This window comes from Mesorhizobium sp. SP-1A, from assembly GCF_032460275.1.
Classification (GTDB): Bacteria; Pseudomonadota; Alphaproteobacteria; order Rhizobiales; family Rhizobiaceae; genus Mesorhizobium.
The window spans coordinates 204,723-226,191 of the sequence record NZ_JAVXZD010000005.1; the positions used below are offsets into that span (position 1 = coordinate 204,723).

Annotated in this window: 19 protein-coding genes; 16 read left to right on the forward strand and 3 right to left on the reverse strand. The window is 65.6% G+C overall.

Translation table 11 applies throughout. The annotated features are described in order from the left end of the window. Positions 1–115: 115 nt before the first annotated feature. Positions 116–925: a mechanosensitive ion channel family protein gene (locus QU595_RS22425; protein ID WP_315926084.1), complete on the reverse strand. Its 810-nt coding sequence runs from the start codon at positions 923–925 to the stop codon at positions 116–118. Positions 926–1,148: 223 nt separating this feature from the next. Between QU595_RS22425 and rsfS the strand changes: the two genes are divergently transcribed. The 8 genes from rsfS to QU595_RS22465 all read left to right on the forward strand — a co-directional run bounded on the left by rsfS (position 1,149) and on the right by QU595_RS22465 (position 9,427). Continuing rightward, the gene (gene rsfS, locus QU595_RS22430) at positions 1,149–1,526 is read left to right on the forward strand and encodes a ribosome silencing factor (RefSeq protein ID WP_315926086.1); all 378 of its coding nucleotides are present in this window, start codon (positions 1,149–1,151) and stop codon (positions 1,524–1,526) included. Between the two features lie 137 nt (positions 1,527–1,663). After that, positions 1,664–2,146 (forward strand): 23S rRNA (pseudouridine(1915)-N(3))-methyltransferase RlmH, encoded by a 483-nt coding sequence (rlmH, locus tag QU595_RS22435; protein WP_315926088.1) that lies wholly within the window; start codon positions 1,664–1,666, stop codon positions 2,144–2,146. Between the two features lie 71 nt (positions 2,147–2,217). Next, a complete protein-coding gene (locus QU595_RS22440; RefSeq protein WP_410000554.1) occupies positions 2,218–3,525 on the forward strand; it encodes a murein hydrolase activator EnvC family protein in 1,308 nt (435 codons plus the stop codon). Positions 3,526–3,528: 3 nt separating this feature from the next. Beyond that, positions 3,529–4,860 (forward strand): S41 family peptidase, encoded by a 1,332-nt coding sequence (locus QU595_RS22445; RefSeq protein WP_315926090.1) that lies wholly within the window; start codon positions 3,529–3,531, stop codon positions 4,858–4,860. Between the two features lie 171 nt (positions 4,861–5,031). Next, on the forward strand, positions 5,032–6,210 hold the full coding sequence (locus QU595_RS22450; protein ID WP_315926092.1) for a divergent polysaccharide deacetylase family protein: 1,179 nt from the start codon (positions 5,032–5,034) through the stop codon (positions 6,208–6,210). A gap of 5 nt (positions 6,211–6,215) precedes the next feature. Further along, positions 6,216–6,740 (forward strand): RNA pyrophosphohydrolase, encoded by a 525-nt coding sequence (locus QU595_RS22455; protein WP_315926094.1) that lies wholly within the window; start codon positions 6,216–6,218, stop codon positions 6,738–6,740. Between the two features lie 217 nt (positions 6,741–6,957). Further along, positions 6,958–8,088 (forward strand): alanine racemase, encoded by a 1,131-nt coding sequence (alr, locus tag QU595_RS22460; protein ID WP_315926096.1) that lies wholly within the window; start codon positions 6,958–6,960, stop codon positions 8,086–8,088. 82 nt (positions 8,089–8,170) lie between these two features. Further along, complete coding sequence (locus QU595_RS22465) at positions 8,171–9,427, forward strand: D-amino acid dehydrogenase (protein WP_315926098.1); 1,257 nt, start codon at positions 8,171–8,173, stop codon at positions 9,425–9,427. Here QU595_RS22465 and QU595_RS22470 read toward each other — a convergent pair. Further along, entirely contained in the window at positions 9,424–10,305 is an 882-nt protein-coding gene (locus QU595_RS22470) for a LysR family transcriptional regulator (RefSeq protein ID WP_315926100.1), read from the reverse strand. The two genes, QU595_RS22465 and QU595_RS22470, sit on opposite strands and share 4 nt — an antisense overlap. Before the next feature lie 149 nt (positions 10,306–10,454). Here QU595_RS22470 and QU595_RS22475 point away from each other — a divergent pair, with 149 nt between their 5' ends. Continuing rightward, a complete protein-coding gene (locus QU595_RS22475; protein WP_315926102.1) occupies positions 10,455–11,951 on the forward strand; it encodes a CoA-acylating methylmalonate-semialdehyde dehydrogenase in 1,497 nt (498 codons plus the stop codon). Between the two features lie 508 nt (positions 11,952–12,459). On the opposite strand, the gene QU595_RS22480 is transcribed toward QU595_RS22475, so the two are convergent. Then, positions 12,460–13,125, reverse strand: coding sequence for a GntR family transcriptional regulator (locus QU595_RS22480; protein WP_315926104.1), 666 nt, complete (start codon positions 13,123–13,125; stop codon positions 12,460–12,462). Positions 13,126–13,239: 114 nt separating this feature from the next. On the opposite strand from QU595_RS22480, the gene QU595_RS22485 reads away from it, so the two are divergent. The 7 genes from QU595_RS22485 (at position 13,240) to QU595_RS22515 (ending at position 21,455) form a co-directional block, all read left to right on the forward strand. Continuing rightward, positions 13,240–14,133: a dihydrodipicolinate synthase family protein gene (locus QU595_RS22485; protein WP_315926106.1), complete on the forward strand. Its 894-nt coding sequence runs from the start codon at positions 13,240–13,242 to the stop codon at positions 14,131–14,133. Between the two features lie 23 nt (positions 14,134–14,156). Beyond that, positions 14,157–15,410, forward strand: a complete 1,254-nt coding sequence (locus QU595_RS22490; RefSeq protein WP_315926108.1) for an NAD(P)/FAD-dependent oxidoreductase — start codon at positions 14,157–14,159, stop codon at positions 15,408–15,410. A 9-nt stretch (positions 15,411–15,419) separates the two neighbouring features. Then, complete coding sequence (locus QU595_RS22495) at positions 15,420–16,421, forward strand: 4-hydroxyproline epimerase (protein ID WP_315926110.1); 1,002 nt, start codon at positions 15,420–15,422, stop codon at positions 16,419–16,421. Positions 16,422–16,755: 334 nt separating this feature from the next. After that, entirely contained in the window at positions 16,756–17,658 is a 903-nt protein-coding gene (locus QU595_RS22500) for an ABC transporter permease subunit (RefSeq protein WP_315926112.1), read from the forward strand. Between the two features lie 4 nt (positions 17,659–17,662). Beyond that, the gene (gene livM / locus QU595_RS22505) at positions 17,663–19,057 is read left to right on the forward strand and encodes a high-affinity branched-chain amino acid ABC transporter permease LivM (RefSeq protein ID WP_315926114.1); all 1,395 of its coding nucleotides are present in this window, start codon (positions 17,663–17,665) and stop codon (positions 19,055–19,057) included. After that, the gene (locus QU595_RS22510) at positions 19,057–20,727 is read left to right on the forward strand and encodes an ATP-binding cassette domain-containing protein (RefSeq protein ID WP_315926116.1); all 1,671 of its coding nucleotides are present in this window, start codon (positions 19,057–19,059) and stop codon (positions 20,725–20,727) included. Before livM ends, QU595_RS22510 begins: the two co-directional genes overlap by 1 nt. Beyond that, positions 20,727–21,455, forward strand: coding sequence for an ABC transporter ATP-binding protein (locus tag QU595_RS22515; protein ID WP_315926118.1), 729 nt, complete (start codon positions 20,727–20,729; stop codon positions 21,453–21,455). The genes QU595_RS22510 and QU595_RS22515 overlap by 1 nt, the downstream gene beginning before the upstream one ends. The last annotated feature ends 14 nt before the right edge of the window (positions 21,456–21,469 follow it).

A 21,469-nucleotide genomic window follows, 5' to 3' on the forward strand; every position in this document is an offset into this window, starting at 1 on the left:
CGTCCGCTGCTGTCAGTCGCTGGTGCGAGGCCTGTTCAGGTCGTTCGACCAGAAATCGGCATCACCCTTGCAGTGCAGCTTGATTGAGGTGCCGCTCGCCCGGTGCAGGCCGAGTCTAGGGAGCGGAGATGCTCTTGGCGTCGAGGGCTTCCTTGGCTTGTTTGGTAAGGTCGAGTTTGGACGAAAGGAAGTCGGTGTCGGACGTCCAGTAGCGCAGCGTCACGCCGACGACGCTCCCCGCCAGCGCGCCGATGAAGGCGGTCGGCTTCGGCTCCTTCTTCACGCGCTTGTCCTGTGCGGCCAGCCGCAGCAGTTCGGTCTGCGCGCGGTCGATGTCGTCGTCGCGGCCGATCTCGACCGTGATGTCGTTGCGGCGCGTCTTGTTGCGGTTGAAATTGCGAACCGGCTGGTTCCAAAGGGTCGAGTTCGGTGCGAGCACATAGATGCCGTCGACGGTGTGCAGCCGGGTGGCGAACAGGCCGATTTCCTCGACGGTGCCGGCCACGGTTCCGACTTCGACATATTCGCCGATGCGGAAAGGCCGCAGCGCCAGCAGCATGATGCCGGCGGCGATGTTCTGCAGCGTGCCTTGCAGGGCAAGGCCGATCGCCAGGCCGATGGCGCCGATCGCGGCGATGATGGAGGCCGTCTGCACCCCGAACTGGCCGAGCACCATGATGACCACCAGGATCAGGATGGCATAGCGCGTGATCTTGGAGAAAAACTGCCTCAGCGTCTGGTCGAAGCCGTGGAGACGGCCGAGGCCGGCATTGACCGACCGCTCGGCGAGGCCGGCGAACAGATATCCGGCGATGAGCAGGATGACCGCGCCGACGGCGGAGAAGGAATAGGAAACGATCAGGGTGCTGAGTTGCGCGAGACCCGTCTGGGCGGAGAGGAAAGCGTTCTGCGGATCAAGGTTCATGGGCAGGGTCCGTTCGTCGAGCAGCGATAATCCCCGGCCGGCCGGCATGTTCCGACCTTTCCATCCAGGATGCAAGCATGTCGATGCTGTCCAGAGCATGTCTTGAAACTGCAATGCGACTCTGCCTATCTAAGTACTGTCGCTCGAGTTGGTTGGGCGGCTGGTTGTTCTTGCTGCGAAAGGAAAGACACTGAGAACAGCACTGCGGAAGAAGGCCGATCTCGTGCCTTCGCCGGCCGGGATAAGCGTCAGCGACGCGTCGTCCCGCGCCCTCGAAACAGTCCTTGCCAGTCTGGAAGACTCCAAGGCCGAAAACATCGTCTCCATCGACATCCAGGGAAAATCGACTCTCGGCGATCACATGGTCATCGCTTCGGGCCGTTCCCACCGGCATGTCTCGGCGGTAGCCGACCATCTCCTCACGGCGCTCAAGGATGCCGGCTTCGGCAATGCGCGCGTCGAGGGGCTGTCGAGCGCCGACTGGGTGCTGGTCGATTCAGGCGACATTATCGTCCATGTGTTCCGGCCCGAGGTTCGCGACTTCTACAATCTGGAAAAGATGTGGCAGGCGCCGGATCTCGAGGAGGAGACCCTCCATTAAAGCATTTGCAGCAAGGCGGATCCGCCTTGCGTGGCAGATGCGGCCGAAGCAGCAGGCAGGACATATTCTCGTCGGAAAGCCGGTTTCCAGTTTTCGGGATCATGTCCCGGCCGCGAGCCGGCTAGTCGAGGCAGGGAATGAAAGTCACGGTACATGCCGTGGGCCGGATGAAAGCCGGCCCCGAAAGGGAATTGGCTGAGCGTTATTTCGAGCGCTTCGCCAGAAGCGGTCCGGCCATCGGGCTCGAATTCACCGGCGTCGTCGAAACCGTGGAAAGCCGCGCGCAGACCGCCACCGAACGGCGGCGCGAGGAAGGCCGGGCCTTGCAGGCGCAGCGGCAGATCGGCAGCGCGCTGGTGCTCCTCGACGAACGCGGGCGCGACCTCGGCTCGGAAGATTTCGCCGGTCGCCTCGGTCTGTTCCGCGACGAGGGCCGCCGGGCGATGATCATCGCGATCGGCGGCGCCGACGGGCACGACCAGTCCCTGCGCGACCAGGCCGACCTGGTGCTGTCGCTGGGAGCCATGACATGGCCGCATCAGCTCGTCAGGATCATGCTGGGCGAGCAGCTCTACCGCGCCGCGACCATCCTTGCCGGCCATCCCTATCATCGCGCCTGAGCCGCGTCCGCCGGGCCGTCTTCCAATATGGTTGATGGTTCGTTAACGAAGCTGCGGCTAGGATCGGTTCCATGCAGGACAGGCGAAGGACGAGGGCGGGAATGCGTTGCGGCGGCGTTGTCGCCGCAGTCGCGGCTTGCCTGTTTTCCGTGGCCGGCATGGTGCATGCGCAGGATGCGCCGGCTTCCGGCACGGATGACAGCCGCGCCGAATACGAACGCGTCTCCCGGGAAATCAGCCTGTCGTCCGAGCGGCTGGCCAAGCTCGCGGCCGATGTGGCGACGGTGAAGAAGGACCATGCCGCTATCACCGCGGCGCTGATCCAGTCCGCCAAGACCGAGCAGAAGCTCGGCGAGGACATCGAGGACATCGGCGGGCGCCTCGACGGTTTCAAGGGCCAGGAAAAGACGGTGCGGGCTTCGCTTGCGCGCCGCAGCGACGTGCTCGCCGAGGTGCTGGGCGCGCTGGAGCGCATGGGTCTCAATCCGCCGCCCGCCATCCTGGTCAAGCCGGAAGATGCGCTGTCGTCCGTGCGCAGCGCCATTCTGCTGGGTGCCGTGGTGCCCGAGATGCGCCAGGAAACCGAAAAGCTCATGGCCGATCTCAAGGAACTGACGCGCGTGAAGGCTTCGATCGAGGCGGAGCGGGCGCGGCTGTTGGTGGCGATGACCGAGCAGACGGCGGAAAAGCAGCGGCTCACGCTGCTGCTCGAGGCCAAGCGCAAGCTCCAGGCCGAAACCGAGACGGCGCTGGCGGACGAGCAGAAGAAGTCGCAGGAGCTTGCCGCGCGGGCTTCCAGCCTCAAGGACCTGATTGCCTCGCTCGACGCCGAGGCGGACAGGAAACAGAAGGCAGCGGAAAAGGCGGCCACCGAGGCAAGGGCCGATACCGAGGCGCCGGCCGCGCCCGTCCCGGAAGCCAACCAGTTGCTGGCGTCGCCGCCGTTCCGGTCGCTGCAAGGGCAGGTCGCCTTGCCGGTCACGGGCAAGTTCCGGCGCCGTTTCGGCGCCGGCGACGGTAACGGCGGCTTGATGCAGGGCGACATGCTTGCGACACAATCGGGCGCCATCGTTACCGCGCCGGCGGACGGGAATGTGCTGTATGCGGGGCCGTTCCGCTCGTATGGTCAACTCTTGATCCTGAATGCCGGCGACGGCTATCATGTCGTATTGGCGGGGATGAGCAAATTGAGCGTCGCGTCCGGCCAGGCCGTACTTGCCGGGGAACCGATAGGCGCAATGGGCGAAGCAAGGGTGGCGAGCACCGCGGCGGCGCCGGACATGAATACCCAGCCGGAGCTCTATGTGGAGTTCCGCAAGGATGGAAAACCCGTCGATCCGGCCCCGTGGTGGGCGGACCGATCTTCTGGAAGGACGTAAAATATGCGGAAATTCTCGCTCTTGCTTGCCGGCGCGTTGATGGGCGCTTCGGCCATGAGCCTTGTCTATGGCGCGCCCGGGTTGGCGGCAAATGCGGCGAGTTCCGATACATACAAGCAGTTGGCGATCTTCGGCGACATCTTCGAGCGGGTGAGGGCGCAATATGTGACGCCACCCGACGACAAGGCGCTGGTGGAGAACGCCATCAACGGCATGCTCACCTCGCTCGATCCGCATTCGTCCTATATGAACGCCGAAGAGGCGCAGGACATGCGCGTCCAGACCAAGGGCGAGTTCGGCGGCCTCGGCATCGAAGTCACGATGGAGAACGACCTGGTGAAGGTCATCACGCCAATCGACGACACGCCGGCGGCCAAGGCGGGCGTGCTGGCGGGCGACTACATCACCAAGATCGACGGCACCGAAGTGCGCGGCATGACCCTGAACGATGCGGTCGACAAGATGCGCGGACCGGTCAACACGCCGATCAAGCTGACCATCCTGCGCCAGGGCGCCGACAAGCCGATCGAGCTGTCGGTGGTGCGCGACATCATCAAGGTCAAGGCGGTGAAGTTCCGCGTCGAGAACGACATCGGCTACATGAAGATCACCTCCTTCACCGAAAAGACCTATGACGACCTGGAGAACGCGATCCAGCAGATCAAGAAGCAGGTGCCGAACGACAAGCTCAAGGGCTATGTCCTCGACCTGCGGCTGAATCCGGGCGGCCTGCTCGACCAGGCGGTCAGCGTGTCCGACTCGTTCCTCAAGCACGGCGAGATCGTCTCGACGCGCGGCCGCGATCCGAAGGACGTGACCCGCTTCGATGCCAAGCCGAAGAACAAGGACGACATCGACGGCAAGCCGCTGGTGGTGCTGATCAACGGCGGCTCGGCCAGCGCCTCCGAGATCGTCGCGGGCGCGCTGCAGGATATGAAGCGCGCCACCGTGGTGGGCACGCAGTCCTTCGGCAAGGGCTCGGTGCAGACCATCATCCCGCTCGGCGAGAACGGCGCGCTCCGGCTGACGACGGCGCTCTATTACACGCCTTCCGGCAAGTCGATCCAGGGAACCGGCATCACTCCCGACATCAAGGTCGACCAGCCGCTTCCGCCGGACCTGCAGGGTCGCGACGTCACGCGCGGCGAATCCGACCTGAAGGGCCATATCAAGGGCGTGGACGAGAACGACAAGGGTTCGGGTTCCGCCGCCTACGTGCCGCCGGATCCGAAGAACGACCTCCAGCTCATCTACGCCGAGGAGCTGCTGCGCGGCCAGAAGACCGATCCGTCCTTCCCGCCCAATCCCGAAAAAGCGGTGATGAACAACCAGTAAGGAGCAGAGCGCCGACGGCATGGGCTGTCGGCGCCGCGCTTCACGCGCGTCGGCTGGCCGTTCGAATGGGACTGGCGAATGGGACTGGCCGCCGAGTCTGCGCAATGCCATGCTGCCGGAACCGTCGAGGTTCCGGCAGTTTGATTCGGGGGATGCATCAGGGGATGCGGCTTGGCTGACGCCGTCAGGGAGATCGACCGTCCGCTCGGTCAGGGCAGGGGGATGCCTCGCCCCGCCTCGCGCCGGCGCATCGGCGCCCGTGCGATCGCCGGCACGCTGGCGGCTTTTGCCGTCGTCGCCGTGTCGGGCGTCATCGCCCTGCGCGACAAGCCGTTCCGCAAGGTCGCGCCGGAGGTCGTTGCCATGGCGGCCAAACCTGTCGAGCCAGCAGCCCCCCCGGCGGCGGCGCCCGTCCAGCCGGCCGACCCGGTCCGCAAGCCTGCGGCGAGGGCGGAGGGTCCCCAGATCATCCATGTGCAACCGGTGGAGACCGGCGGGCAGGCCGGCATCGTCATCCAGGACCCTTCCGCCATCGGCCAGAACCTGTCCGTCGCGCACCTGCCGGACAAGGCGCTGATCGAGGAGAGCGAGACCGGCCCGCTGCCGATCCGCGCCGCAGACGGGCGGCGCCCGTTCGACGTCTACGCGCGGCCCTGGTCGGGCGCACGCGGCGCGCGCGTGGCCATCGTCATCGGCGGGCTGGCCGTTTCCCAGACCGGCACGCAGGAGGCCATAGCCAGGCTGCCGGCGGAGGTGACGCTGGGCTTCGCCTCGCAGGGCAATTCGATCGGCCGCTGGATGCAGGAAGCGCGGCGGCGCGGCCATGAGATCGTCATGCAATTGCCGCTGGAGCCGTTCGACTATCCCAAGGTCAATCCGGGACGCAACACGCTGACCGTGGCTGCCACGCCGGACGAGAACCTGAAGAACCTGCGCTGGGCGCTGTCGCGCACCACCAACTACACCATGGTGATGAACTATATGGGCGCGCGGTTCTCCGCCGATTCCGCGGCCTTCGAGCCGGTCATGGCGGAGCTTGGGCGGCGCGGCGTCGGCTATCTCGACGACGGCTCGTCCGCCCGGTCCGTGGCGCCGGACCTGGCGCTGAAGGACGGCGTGCCGCTTGCGACCGGCGATACGGCCATCGACGCCGTGCAGGATCGCGGCGCCATATTGAAGAGGCTGGACGAACTGGAGGCCACGGCGCGCGCCAAGGGGTCCGCGCTCGGCATCGGCTCGGCCTTCGGCGTGACGGTGGACACCGTCGCCGCCTGGGTCGCCGAAGCCAAAAGGCGCGGCATAGAGATCGTGCCGGTCTCGGCAGTAGCGAACGACCCCGAAAAGCGGTGAAGACCATGTCCAGGACCGGAAAGCCCATCGATCCCGAAAGCCTGCCCTATCGCCCCTGCGTCGGCGTGATGGTGCTCAACGCCGCAGGGCTGGCCTGGGTCGGCCGCCGCATCGCGGAGCCGGATAGCGAATTCTCCCGAACGACAATGCTGTGGCAGATGCCGCAGGGCGGGATCGACAAGGAAGAAGAGCCTTTGGCGGCGGCACGGCGCGAGTTGTTCGAGGAGACGGGCATGGAAAGCCTCGACCTGCTCGCCGAGGCGCCGGGTTGGATCAACTACGATCTGCCGCCAGAACTGGTCGGGATCGCGCTCAAAGGCAAATATCGCGGCCAGACGCAGAAATGGTTCGCCTTCCGCTTCCGCGGCGAAGAGCGCGAAATCCGCGTCAACCCGCCGCCCGGCGGCCACACGGCCGAATTCGACCAATGGGCGTGGCGGCCCATGCAAGACCTGCCCGGCCTGATCGTGCCGTTCAAGCGCAAGGTCTACGACCAGGTGATCGCGGCCTTCAGGCACCTCGCTCCCTGACTCCATCGCGTCTTTCGGGACTGTGACCAGTCATGCCGGAACAGCCGTTTCCGGGCGGCGGTGCTTCCGTGCGATTTTGCACGGCTGGGACGGCTGTAACGGCACGATCCGCGAATCCAGAGCCAATCTTTCGAAGGAACATGCGTGAAACACATGCTACAAGCATGGTTACGTCGTTTTGACGCGGACATGCGAAAGGATGTAGGATTTGGGCGTCATGGGCCGCAATTTTGAAGTGCCGAGCGAAATGGTCGAGCCGAGCCTTGCCGCGGCCGGCGCCGTTCTGACCATCGATCTCGGCGCCATACGCGAGAACTACCGGCGCCTGCAGGCCCGCTTCGGCAGCGCGCGGGTGGCCGGCGTGGTCAAGGCCGACGGCTACGGACTGGGAGCGGCCAGGGTCGCGCAGGCGCTGATGGCCGAGGGCTGCGACACGTTCTTCGTCGCCCATGTCTGCGAGGGCGTGTCGTTGCGCGCCGCGCTCGGGAAAAGCCCGGCCATCTACATCCTCAACGGCCTGCCGCCCGGTGCCGAACCGGAGGCCGCCGCGGCCGAGCTGACGCCGGTGCTCAACAGCATCGGACAACTGGCCGCCTGGCGCTCCATGGCGCGGAACCTCGCCATGAAGCTGCCGGCTGCGGTGCAGGTCGACAGCGGCATGTCGCGTCTCGGCATGGCTCCCTCGGAGGTCGAGGCGGTCGCGGCCGATCCGCAGGCGTTCGACGGCATCGACCTCAGGCTGGTGATGAGCCATCTCGCCTGCGCCGACGAGCCCGGGCACCAGGCCAACGAAGCCCAGCGCCTGGCCTTCGAGGCGTTGCGCGCCAGTTTGCCGGCGGTTCCGGCCGCGCTCGACAATTCCTCCGGCATCTTTCTCGGCGAGCCCTATCGCTACGATCTGGCGCGGCCGGGCGCGGCGCTCTACGGCATCAATCCGACGCCCGGCCTCGAAAACCCCATGCTGCCGGTGGTGCGGCTGGAAGCGAAAGTGATCCAGACACGCACGCTCGAGGAGGGCGCGAGCGTCGGCTACGGCCACACGTTCCGCGTGGCCGGCAGGCTGCGGGCCGCCACCATTTCGCTTGGCTATGCCGACGGATGGCACCGGCGCGGTGCGGCCGCCGCATTCCTGGACGGCGTTCGCCTGCCCTTCATCGGCCGGGTGTCGATGGATTCCATCATCATCGACGTTTCGGCATTGCCCGAAAGCCGGTTGAAGGAGGGCGACCTGGTCGAGGTGATCGGGCCGTCGCAGACCGTGGACGACGTGGCGATGCTCACCGGCACGATCGGCTACGAAGTGCTGACCAGCCTCGGCTGCAGGTTCCACCGCCGCTATCTGGGATGACGGCTTGAATTTCACGAATATCGCGGACGACGAACCGTCCGCCAGATTGGGGTGCGCCTGACGGGCGCCGAGGGAGCAGATCATGAAAATTCTCATTCTGGGCAGCGGCGTGATCGGCGTCACCAGCGCCTGGTTCCTGACCGAAGCCGGCCACGAAGTGACGGTGATCGACCGCCAGCCGGGCCCGGCGCTGGAAACCAGCTTCGGCAATGCCGGCGAGGTGTCGCCCGGTTATTCCTCGCCCTGGGCGGGGCCGGGTGTGCCGGTGAAGGCGATCAAGTGGCTGCTGATGAAGCACGGCCCGCTGAAGATCCTGCCGGTGCTCGATCCGCATATGTGGGGCTGGATGTTCAAGATGCTGGCCAACTGCACCTCGGCCCGCTACGCGGTGAACAAGGCGCGCATGGTGCCGATCGCCGAATACAGCCGCGATGTGCTGAAGGCTCTGCGCGCCTCCACCGGCATCACCTATGACGAGCGCATGCAGGGCACGCTCCAGCTCTTCCGCAAGCAGAAGCAGCTCGACGGCGTCGGCGGCGACATCGAGGTGCTGAAACAGTATGGCGTGCCCTACGAGGTCCTCGACCCGGCCGGCTGCATCGGCGTGGAACCGGGCCTGGCCGCCGTGCGGGAGAAGTTCGTCGGCGGCCTGAGGCTGCCGGGCGACGAGACCGGCGATTGCAAGATGTTCACCGAGCGGCTGGCCGAAATGTGCGCGGCGCGCGGGGTGAAATTCGAATATGGCACGACGCTGAAGGCCATCCGCGTCGAGGGCGGGCGCATCGCGGGCTGCGAGACCAGCGCCGGCACCAGGACGGCCGATGCCTATGTCATGGCCATGGGCAGCTATTCGCCGGTCTGGATGAGGCGGATCGGCCAGCCGATCCCGCTCTATCCGGTCAAGGGCTACTCGATCACCGTGCCGATCGTGGACGCAAGCCGGGCGCCGGAATCGACGGTCATGGACGAGAGCTACAAGGTCGCCATCACGCGGCTGGGCGACCGCATCCGCGTCGGCGGCACGGCGGAAATCTCGGGCTATGACCTGACGCTGCGCGATTCGCGCCGCGAGACGCTGGAATATTCGGTCGGCGATCTGTTCCCCGGCGCGGGCGATATCGGTGCGGCCAGCTTCTGGTGCGGGCTCAGGCCGATGATGCCGGACGGCCCGCCGCTGGTGGGCAATTCGAAATTCGCCAATCTCTACTTCAACACCGGCCACGGCACGCTGGGCTGGACCATGGCATGCGGCTCGGCGCGGGTGCTGGCCGACATCGTTTCGGGCCGCAAGCCGGACATCGACCCGCGCGACCTCAGCCCGGACCGCTACAAGAACTAGCTGAACAGCGCCCGCTCGCGCTCCACGGCCCGGGTGATGAAGCTCGTCACGGTCTGGATGCGGCGCAGCGGGCGCACCGATTCGTGATAGACAAGCCAATAGGCGCGGCGGATCGGCGTCACGATTTCGACCGGCACCAGATCGGGCATGGCGCGCGCGACGAAGGTGTGCAGGATGCCGATGCCGGCACCCGCCCGCACCGCCTCGGCCTGCCCGAGGGCCGAAGAAATGGCGAAGCTGGAGTGCCATAGCGGGCTGAATTCCGTGGCATAGTCGAGCGACGGGCTGACGATGAGGTCCGGCACGTAGCCGATCAGCGTGTGCGCGGACAGCCCGGCCGGCGTGGTCGGCAGGCCATGCCTGTCGACATAGGCGCGCGAGGCGAAAAGACCGAGCGTGTAGTCCACCAGCTTGCCGGCCACCAGCCGTCCCTCGGTCGGCCGCTCCACGGTGATGGCAATGTCGGCCTCCCGGCGCGACAGAGAGAACGAGCGGGGCACCGGCACGAGCTGGATATCCAGTTCCCGGTGCTGAGCGGTCAGTTCGCCGAGCCGCTTGGCCAGGAAGGCGACGCCGAAGCCGTCCGGTGCGCCGATGCGCACCGTGCCGGATATGTCGTCGCCTTCGCCCGACACCGCCGCACGGGCGGCGATCATGTCGGCCTCCATCCGCTCTGCGATTTCGAGGAAACGTTCGCCGGCCGGCGTCAGTTCGCTGCCGGTGGTGAGCCGCCGGAACAGTTTTGTCCTGAGCGCGTCCTCGAGCGCGGCAACGCGGCGTGAAACCGTGGCGTGGTTCAGTTCCAGCCGCCTGGCCGCGCCGAGGATCTGGCCGGCCCGCGCCACGGCGAGAAAGATGCGCACGTCGTCCCAGTTCATGCAGTCCTCGCTACGGTCCACATTTGCGATAAATCATGCGCTCAGGATACTGGCTGGTCAATTTTTGCACAACGGCTGCGTTCGTGCTCGCGTTGCCTTCCAACCGGCAAAGGCGGACAATGCCGCATCGGATCTGAAGGGAGCACACCATGATCGAATATGGCCATTTCATCGGCGGCAAGCGCGTCGCCGGAACCAGCGGGCGCAAGCAGAACGTGATGCAGCCGATGGACGGCACGGTTCGCGGCACCGTGGCGCTGGCTTCCACGCAGGAATTGCGGGCGGCGGTCGAGAATGCAAAGGCGGCACAGCCGGCCTGGGCGGCCATGAACCCGCAGCGGCGCGTGCGCGTGCTAATGAAGTTCCTGGAATTGGTGCAGCGCGACTATGAAGAGCTGGCGGACATACTGGCGCGAGAGCACGGCAAGACCATCGGCGACGCGCGCGGCGACATCCAGCGCGGCCTGGAAGTGGTGGAAGTGTCGATCGGCGCCCCGCACATGATGAAGGGCGAGTTCACCGACAATGCCGGCAGCGGCATCGACACCTATTCCATGCGCCAGCCGCTCGGCGTGGTGGCCGGCATCACCCCGTTCAACTTCCCCGCCATGATCCCGCTGTGGAAGATCGGCCCGGCGCTCGCCGCCGGCAACGCCTTCATCCTCAAGCCGTCCGAGCGCGATCCGGGCGTGCCGCTGCGCATCGCCGAGCTGTTCATCGAGGCCGGCCTGCCGGCGGGCGTGCTCAACGTCGTCAACGGCGACAAGGAAGTGGTGGACGCCATCCTCGACGACCAGGACATCAAGGCGGTGGGCTTCGTCGGCTCGACGCCGATCGCGCAGTACATCTATGCGCGCGGCTGTGCCGCCGGAAAGCGGGTGCAGTGCTTCGGCGGCGCCAAGAACCACATGATCATCATGCCCGACGCCGACATGGACCAGACCGTCGATGCCCTGATCGGCGCCGGCTACGGGTCGGCCGGCGAGCGCTGCATGGCGATCTCGGTCGCCGTTCCGGTCGGGCACGAGACGGCCGACCGCCTGATGGAAAAGCTGATCCCGCGCGTGGAAAGCCTGAAGGTCGGACCATCCACCGACGCCTCGGCCGATTTCGGCCCGCTGGTGACGAAGGAAGCGCTGGAACGCGTGAAGGGCTATGTCGATCTCGGCGTCAAGGAAGGCGCCACGCTTGCCGTCGACGGCCGCGGCTTCAAGATGCAGGGCTATGAGGACGGCTTCTATATGGGCGGCTGCCTGTTCGACAACGTCACGGCCGACATGCGCATCTACAAGGAAGAGATCTTCGGCCCGGTGCTGTCGGTGGTGCGTGCGAAGAACTACGAGGAAGCGCTGGCGCTGCCCAACGACCATGAATATGGCAACGGCGTCGCCATCTTCACCCGCGACGGCGACGCCGCGCGCGATTTCGCCAGCCGCGTGCAGGTCGGCATGGTCGGCATCAACGTGCCGATCCCGGTGCCGATCGCCTATTACACCTTCGGCGGCTGGAAGGCTTCGGGCTTCGGCGACCTCAACCAGCACGGAGGGGACGCGTTCCGCTTCTACACCAAGACGAAGACCGTCACCTCGCGCTGGCCGTCCGGCATCAAGGACGGGGCGGAGTTCGTGATCCCAACGATGAACTGACCGGACGGTCTTTTCACCTGCGCGTCCTCGCCTTCGGCTGCGGGCGCGCGGGCCGGCATCAAGGACGGGCGGAGTTCGTGATCCCGACGATGAACTGACCGGACGGTCTTTTCACCTGTGCGTCCTCGCCTTCGGCTGCGGGCGCGCGGGCCGGTATCAAGGACGGAGCGGAGTTCGTGGTCCCGACGATGAACTGAGCGACGGTTTTTTCATCTGCGCGTCCTCGCCTTCGGCTGCGGGCGCGCGGGCCGGCATCAAGGACGGGGCGGAGTTCGTGATCCCGACGATGAACTGAGCGACCGTTTTTTCATCTGCGCGTCCTCGCCTTCGGCTGCGGGCGCGCGGGCCGGCATCAAGGACGGGTCGGAGTTCGTGATCCCGACGATGAACTGAGCGACGGTTTTTTCATCTGCGCGTCCTCGCCTACGGCTGCGGGCGCGCGGGCCGGCATCAAGGATGGGGCGCGGCTTGTCCGCGCTCTTTTCGTTTAACGGACAGGTTTCAAGAATTACCGCATCGCCGCTGCCTGTGCGTGCAGGCGCAGCAGCGACATCAGCCGGTCGGCTTCCTGGCCGGCGCGTTCCTCGTCGCGCTCCAGGATCGCCTGGATCAGCGCCACGTGATTGCCGGCGGATTCGGCCAGGCCCGTTCCGCTCTGGAAACGATACCAGAAGCGACGGCTGTGCGTCTGCAGGGGGGCGGCCACGCGCGCGGCGTAGTCATTGTCGGCAGCCCGGGCCAGCGCCTCGTCCAGCGCCTTGTCGGCCTCGAGAAAGCCGGCGATGTCGCCGGTCAGCACGGCCTGGTGCATGGCCACGGCAGTCGCCTGGAACAGCGCGGCCGTTTCCGGCGTCAGGAAGCGGGCGGCCGAGCGGGCCAGCACCACCTCGACGCCGCGACGGGCGTCGAGCACGCGCAACCAGTCGCCTGCGTGCAGCGGCGCGATTTCCAGGCCGGCACGCGGCCGCACCGACAGCAGCCCTTCCCAGGCGAGGCGCTGGATGGCCTCGCGCACCGGGGTACGGCCAAGCGACAATTTCTCGATCAGGACCCGCTCGGTGGTGACGCTGCCCGGCGCCAGCTCGAGCATGACGATCATCTTCTCCAGCGCGTGATAGGCGCGCGCGCTGACCGGCTCCGCCGTTTCCACGCTGGCGTTGTCGATCCGCTCCATGCCCAAACGCCGGTCTCCGATTCGTAGGAATTTTGATATATCAAAGCCGAAAGCCGATTGACAGACTGAAATCCAATGAGATATATCACTGATATATCAGATCAGGAGGCCGCCATGTGGGCTGGAGTTTTCCCCGCCGTCACCACCAAGTTCACCGAAGCCGACGGGCTCGACCACGCCGAGATGGAGCGCTGCTTCGGCCTGCAGATGGAGGCCGGGTGCGACGGTCTCATCGTTGCCGGATCGCTGGGCGAGGGGCCGATGCTGTCGCATGACGAGAAGATCGAGGTCTTCCGCACGGCCCGCAAGGTGGCCGGAAAAAAGCCGGTTCTGGTGACCATCAATGAGGCCGGCACCCGCGAAGGCGCGGCGCTGGCCAAACGTGCCGCTAGGGAAGGCGCGGACGGGCTGATGATCGTGCCGAGCCCGATCTACCACACCAATCCGAAGGAAACGGTGGATGCGCTGAAGGCGGTGGCAGCCGCCGGCGACCTGCCGGTGATGATCTATTCCAACCGCATCGCCTACCGCGTCGATGTGAGCGTCGACGACATGGAGGAGTTGGCGAAGGATCAGCGCTTCGTCGCCATCAAGGAATCGTCCGACGACATCCGTCGCTCCACCGAGATCATCAACCGGTTCGGCAACCGCTTCGACCTGTTCACCGGCGTGGACAATCTTGCCTTCGAGGCGCTGTCCGTCGGGGCCATCGGCTGGGTGGCCGGACTGGTCGTCGCCTTCCCGCGCGAGACGGTCGCCATCTATCAACTGATGAAGCAGGGACGGCGCGAAGAGGCGCTGGCGATCTACCGCTGGTTCCGCCCGCTGCTCGACCTCGATGTCTCCACCTATCTGGTGCAGAACATCAAGCTGGCGGAAGTCCATGCCATCGGCACGAACGACCGTGTGCGCATGCCGCGCCAGCCGCTGGCGGGCGAGCGCCGCGCCGCGGTGGAGAAGGTCGTCAGGGACGCGCTGGCCAAACGGCCGGAGCTGCCCCGGTTCTGAACCGCGCGATCAGGTCGTCCGCGTTGAGCCAGCCTGCTTCCGTTCCCGATATCGCCATAGTCGGCGGCGGCATCATCGGCATTTGCGCCGCCGCCTACCTGGCCGAGGCGGGGCGGAGCGTCACGGTCTTCGACCGGACGGGCATCTGCGAGGAGACAAGTTCCGGCAATGCCGCCGCGTTCGCCTTCTCCGATGTGCTTCCGCTGGCGCAGAAGGGCATGATGCGCAACCTGCCGAAATGGCTGGCGGACCCGCTGGGCCCGCTGGCCATTCCGCCGGCCTATCTGCCGAAGCTGCTTCCCTGGCTCTGGCGTTTCTGGCGGGCCAGCGCCGCAAGCCAATACGAAACCGCGCTCGCGGCACAGGCCGCGATGATGAAACTGGCCGAAGCGGAATGGGCCGGCCTGATGCATCGTTCCGGAGCCGGAACGATGCTCCGCGAGGACGGCTCGCTGGAACTCTATGAAAGCGAGGCGGAATTCCGGGCGTCGCTGCCGGGCTGGGCCGCGCGCGATCGCTTCGGCATCGGCTATCGCCATGTCGAGAGCGACGAACTGGCCGCCCTGCAGCCCGGCCTGTCGCCGCGCTTCGTCAAGGGCACCTTCGTTCCGCAGTGGAAGACCGTCGCCAATCCCAGGCTGCTGGGAAAGGCAATATGGGCCTATGCGGAGGGCAAGGGCGCCCGGTTCGAGCGGGTGACCGTCGCACGTGCGGAGGCGGATGGAGACGGGGCGACGCTGCACCTGTCCGGCGGCGGCATTCGACGCGCGAAGAAACTGCTGATCGCCGCCGGCGCATGGTCGCATCTTCTGGCCCGCCCGTTCGGCGACCATATCCCGCTCGAAACCGAGCGCGGCTACAACACCACCTTGCCCGTCTCCGCCTTCGACGTGAAACGGCAGCTCATCTTCTCGGCCCATGGCTTCGTCGTCACGCCGCTGTCGACCGGGCTGCGCGTCGGCGGTGCGGTGGAACTGGCCGGACTGGACCGGCCGCCCAACTACGCCCGCTCCAAAGCGATGCTGACGAAAGCGGAACAATTCCTGCCGGGCCTCAAAACGGAGGACGGGCGCGAGTGGATGGGTTTCCGTCCGTCATTGCCGGATTCGGTGCCGGCCATCGGCCGGGCGCGCGGCAGCGACCATGTCTTCTATGCCTTCGGCCACGGCCATCTCGGCCTGACGCAGGCGGCGGCCACCGGCTGCTTGATCCGGGATCTGGTTCTGGGGCAGGCTCCGAGGATCGATCTTTCTCCGTTCAGCCCGCAGCGTTTCTAGGAGGACGCCATGGCCAAGAAATCCTTTTTCTGCATCGACGGCCATACCTGCGGCAATCCGGTGCGGCTGGTGGCCGGCGGCGGCCCGCAGCTCGAAGGCGCAACCATGATGGAGCGGCGCGCGCATTTCCTGGCCGAATATGACTGGATCCGCACCGGCCTGATGTTCGAGCCCCGCGGGCACGACATGATGTCCGGCTCGATCCTGTATCCGCCGACCCGGCCCGACTGCGACGTCGCGATCCTGTTCATCGAGACTTCCGGCTGCCTGCCCATGTGCGGTCACGGCACCATCGGCACGGTCACCATGGCGATCGAACAAGGGCTGGTGAAGCCGAAGACGCCCGGCATGCTGCGGCTCGACACGCCGGCGGGGCTGGTGGTCGCGGAATATCGCCAGGTCGGCGAGTATGTCGAGGACGTCCGCATCACCAACGTGCCGTCCTTCCTCCATGCGGAAGGGCTGACGGTGGAGTGCCCGGTCCTCGGCGAGATCAAGGTGGACGTCGCCTATGGCGGCAATTTCTACGCCATCGTCGAGCCGCAGGAGAACTACCGCGACATGGCCGATTATTCGGCCGGCGAACTGATCGCCTGGAGCCCGGTGGTGCGCCGGCGGCTCAATGAGAAATACTCCTTCGTGCATCCGGAGAATCCGGCGATCAACCGGCTGTCGCATATGCTGTGGACCGGTGCCTCGACGAACCCGGAAGCGGACGCGCGCAACGCCGTCTTCTACGGCGACAAGGCGATCGACCGCAGCCCCTGCGGCACCGGCACGTCCGCGCGCATGGCGCAGCTTCATGCCAAGGGAAGGCTGAAGGCCGGAGACAGCTTCGTGCATGAATCGATCATCGGCTCTCTGTTCAAGGGACGCGTCGAGAAGGAGACGACGCTGGCAGGCAAGCCGGCCATCGTGCCTTCGATCGGCGGCTGGGCGCGCATGACCGGACTGAACACCATCTTCATCGACGACCGCGATCCGTTCGCGCACGGATTCGTCGTCAAGTAGGCGAAAGGGGAAGGGCGCGAAGCAGCCGGGCAGGCAAGGTTTGCACGCACAGAAATGCGCAACGATCCGTCGTATCAAATTCTTTTGACGATGGATTATTCGAAGGCCGGGGCAATATCGGCCGCAATCGTCAAAGACATTGCGTTGTGCCAATGATAGGGTCCGCCATGATCCATGGGCCGGGTTCGGGGGTACGGAAGGCAATGGGCCGATGCGGAAAACGCACCGCCTCATACAAAATGCGCATTGCAATCCGGGCTTGAAGCCGTAGGACTAGGAAAAATACGAAGAAGGAGCGCGTCCCCGGGCGACGCTTCTGGGGAGCCTTGCAGATATGCAATATTTCGTTCAGCAGATGATCAACGGGCTGACGCTGGGATCGATCTACGGCCTGATCGCGATCGGCTACACGATGGTCTACGGCATCATCGGCATGATCAATTTCGCCCATGGCGACATCTTCATGGTCGGCGCCTTCACCGCCCTGATCGTCTTCCTGATCCTCGGCGCGCTGTTCTATTCGGTGCCGGTGGTGGTGGCGCTGCTCATCATGATGATCGTGGCCATGCTGCTCACCGGCCTCTACAATTGGGTGATCGAGAAGGTGGCTTACCGGCCGCTGCGCGGCTCCTTCCGGCTGGCGCCGCTCATCACGGCCATCGGCATGTCCATCGCGCTCTCCAATTTCGTGCAGGTCACCCAGGGCCCGCGCAACAAGCCGATCCCGCCCATGGTCAGCCAAGTCTACAGCGTCTACGGCATCAGCGTCTCGCTGAAGCAGATCGTCATCGTGCTGGTCACGGTCGTGCTACTCACCATGTTCTGGTATCTCGTCAACAAGACCTCGCTCGGCCGCGCGCAACGGGCGTGCGAGCAGGACCGCAAGATGGCGGCGCTGCTCGGCATCGACGTGGACCGCACCATCTCCATCACCTTCATCATGGGCGCCGCGCTCGCTGCCGTCGCCGGCACGCTGTTCCTCATGTATTACGGCGTCGTCGTGTTCTCCGACGGCTTCGTGCCCGGCGTGAAGGCCTTCACGGCCGCGGTGCTCGGCGGCATCGGCTCCATCCCCGGCGCCGTGCTCGGCGGGCTGATGATCGGCTTCATCGAATCGATGTGGTCGGCCTATTTCTCGATCGACTACAAGGATGTCGCCGCCTTCTCCATCCTGGCCATCGTGCTGATCTTCCTGCCATCCGGCATCCTCGGCCGGCCCGAAGTCGAAAAGGTCTGACATCATGGCCGTCACCGTATCCGCACAAGGCACCGCGGTCGCGGCGAGCCCGCTCGCTCGCGCGTTTCGCGAGGCCCTCTATGCCGGCGTGATTTCGTTCGGCCTGTTCGTGCTGTTCATCGGCCTCAAGACCGACCAGAACATCCACAACGAACTGGTCCTGGCGCAGCGCTGGGGCCTGCTCGCCATCGTGGTGGCGATCACCATGGCGGGCCGTTTCGCCTATGTCGGTTTCGTGCAGCCGGCGGTGGAGCGTTCGCGGGCCGCGAAGGCCGCCGCTCCGGTTGCCGTGGCCGAGCCCGGCCTCATCCGCCGCAACGCCAACAAGATCGGCATCGCGATCCTGTTCCTTTATCCCGTCGTCATGGTGTCCCTGTTCGGCTTCCAGGGGTCGCTGAAATGGGTCGACAATTTCGGCATCCAGATCCTGATCTACGTGATGCTGGCCTGGGGGCTCAACATCGTCGTCGGCCTCGCCGGGCTGCTCGACCTCGGCTATGTCGCCTTCTATGCCGTGGGCGCCTATGCCTATGCGTTGCTCGGCACGCATTTCGGACTGTCCTTCTGGATATTGCTTCCCGCGGCCGGGCTCATGGCGGCCTTCTGGGGCGTCATGCTGGGCTTCCCGGTGCTGCGCCTGCGCGGCGACTATCTGGCGATCGTCACGCTGGCCTTCGGCGAGATCATCCGGCTCGTGCTCATCAACTGGCGCGAGGTCACCAACGGTTCGGCCGGCGTCTCGGGCATCCCCAAGGTGAGCCTCTTCGGGCTGATCTCGTTCAACGTGTCGGACCCGAACTACATCTCCAAGGTGCTCGGCATCGCCCAGTCGGGCGCCTACTACAAGATCTTCCTCTATTACCTGGCGGTGCTGTTGTGCCTGCTCACGGCCTTCGTGACCATCAGGCTGCGCCGCATGCCTGTCGGGCGGGCGTGGGAGGCGCTGCGCGAGGACGAGATCGCCTGCCGCTCGCTCGGCATCAACACCACCACGACCAAGCTGACGGCTTTCGCCACGGGCGCCATGTTCGGCGGTTTCGCCGGCTCGTTCTTCGCCGCCCGCCAGGGCTTCGTCTCGCCGGAATCCTTCGTGTTCCTGGAATCGGCCATCATCCTGGCCATCGTCGTGCTCGGCGGCATGGGTTCGCTGGGCGGCATCGCGATCGCGGCGGTGGTCATGATCGGCGGCACCGAGATCCTGCGCGAACTGGATTTCCTGAAGGTCGTGTTCGGGCCCGACTTCACCCCGGAACTCTACCGCATGCTGCTGTTCGGCATGGCCATGGTCATCGTCATGGTGTGGAAACCGCGCGGCTTCGTCAGCAGCCGTGAACCGACAGCCTTCCTGAAAGAACGAAAAGCCGTCGCAGGCTCCTTCACCAAGGAAGGGCACGGCTGATGGACGCGAATTCCTCCATGAACAACGCATTGCTTCAGGTCGAGCACCTGTCGATGAAATTCGGCGGTCTGGTGGCCATCGGCGATCTGTCCTTCGAGGCCCGGCGCGGCGAGATCACCGCGCTGATCGGCCCCAACGGAGCCGGCAAGACCACGGTGTTCAACTGCATCACCGGTTTCTACAAGCCGACCGAAGGCATGATCCGTTTCACCGGCAAGGAAGGGAGCGAGTTCCTGCTTGAACGCATGCCGGATTTCCAGATCACGGCAAAAGCCAAGGTGGCGCGCACCTTCCAGAACATCCGGCTGTTTTCCGGCATGACGGTGCTGGAGAACCTTCTGGTCGCCCAGCACAACAAGCTGATGAAGGCGTCCGGCTACACCATCCTGGGCCTGCTGGGCATCGGCGGCTATCGCAAGGCGTCCGCCGAATCCATCGATCTCGCCAAGCACTGGCTGGAGAAGGCCGATCTTGTCGAGCGCGCCGACGACCCCGCCGGCGACCTTCCCTATGGCGCGCAGCGCCGGCTGGAGATCGCCCGCGCCATGTGCACGGGCCCCGAATTGCTCTGCCTGGACGAGCCCGCCGCCGGTCTCAATCCGAAGGAGTCGCTGGCGCTCAACACGCTCCTGATGGACATCAGGAACAACACCAACACCTCGATCCTGCTGATCGAGCACGACATGTCGGTGGTCATGCAGATTTCCGACCATATCGTGGTGCTGGAATACGGCCGCAAGATCTCCGACGGCACCCCCGAAGCCGTGCGCACCGACCCGCGTGTCATTGCCGCCTATCTCGGCGTCGACGACGAGGAAGTCACGGAAGTGCTGACGGCGGTCGGCGACGAAGAGGTCATCGAGCAGCTCGACGTCGGTCCGGACCGGGAGCATGGTCCTGAGGACAGCGCCTCCATGCTGGCCGGGCCCCTGGAGAATACGGTCACCCATCGCGACGACGAGGGGGTCACGGTCGAGAGGGGCGCGTCGAAGGCGGCGCAGGTCGATGCGCGTGCCAAGCGCAGCGCACCCGCCGCTCCGGCTGCCCCCGTGCAGGCGCCTGCTGAGGCTTCTCCCAAAAAAGCGCCGGCCAGGAAGGCGGCGGCTTCTTCGGCTGCCAAGCCTTCCGCAACCAAGTCAGCCAAGCCGGCCCCTTCCAAGTCATCCCTCGCCAAGGAAGCCGCCAAGCCGGCCGCAACGGCTTCTTCAGTTTCGGCATCGAAACCGGCGCCGAAGGCTTCGCCTGTAACGCAGGCGCCGGCGAAGAAGCCGGCGGGCATTTCCAATCGCCTCCCGGCGCCGCGCGGCGGCCGTTCCGACGATCTCACCCGCATCAAGGGCATCGGGCCGGTGAACGAGAAAAAGCTCAACGAGCACGGCATCTTCCATTTCGATCAGATCGCCGAATGGAAGAAGGCCGACGTGGTTGCGGCTGAAACCTACCTCGCCTTCGACGGCCGCATCGCGCGCGAGGAATGGATCAAGCAGGCCAAGCTGCTCGCCAAGGGCAAGGACACGGAATCCCCGCGCCGCGGCGGCGCCGGCAAGGTGGCGGCCGGACAGGTGCCGGCAGCGCCGAAGAAGGCGGCGGCGCCCAGGGCGTCGTCCTCGCCCAAGCGAACATCGGCTGCGGGCAGGCCGGCGGCAGGCAAGCGCGGAGGTGACAAGTAATGGCCGGCTCCACGCTGCTCGATATCAAGGGCGTCCATACCTATTACGGCAATATCCGCGCGCTGAACGGCGTCAACGTCAATGTCAACGAAGGTGAGATCGTCGCCCTGATCGGGGCGAACGGCGCCGGCAAATCGACGCTGATGATGACCATCTTCGGGGCGCCGAGGGCGCGCTCGGGGTCCATAACCTTTGCGGGCACCGAGATCACCGGCCTGCCCACGCATGAGATCGCGCGGCTGCGCATCGCGCAATCGCCGGAGGGGCGTCGCATCTTCCCGCGCATGACGGTGATGGAAAACCTGCAGATGGGAGCCAGCCTCGACAACCTCAAATATTACAACGAGGACGTCGAAAAGGTGTTCACTCTGTTTCCGCGCCTCAAGGAGCGCATCGCCCAGCGCGGCGGCACGCTTTCGGGCGGCGAGCAGCAGATGCTGTCGATCGGGCGCGCGCTGATGGCGCGTCCGAAGCTGCTGTTGCTGGACGAACCGTCGCTCGGCCTGGCCCCGCTGATCGTGAAGCAGATCTTCGATGCCATCCGCGAGTTGAACCGCACGCAGGGCCTCACCGTGTTCCTGGTCGAGCAGAACGCCTTCGGCGCCCTGAAGCTCGCCAACCGAGGCTATGTCATGGTCAACGGCAACGTCACCATGAGCGGCACCGGCAAGGAGCTTCTCGCAAATCCGGAAGTGCGCGCCGCCTATCTCGAAGGCGGTCATCACTGATTGGGGATCATATC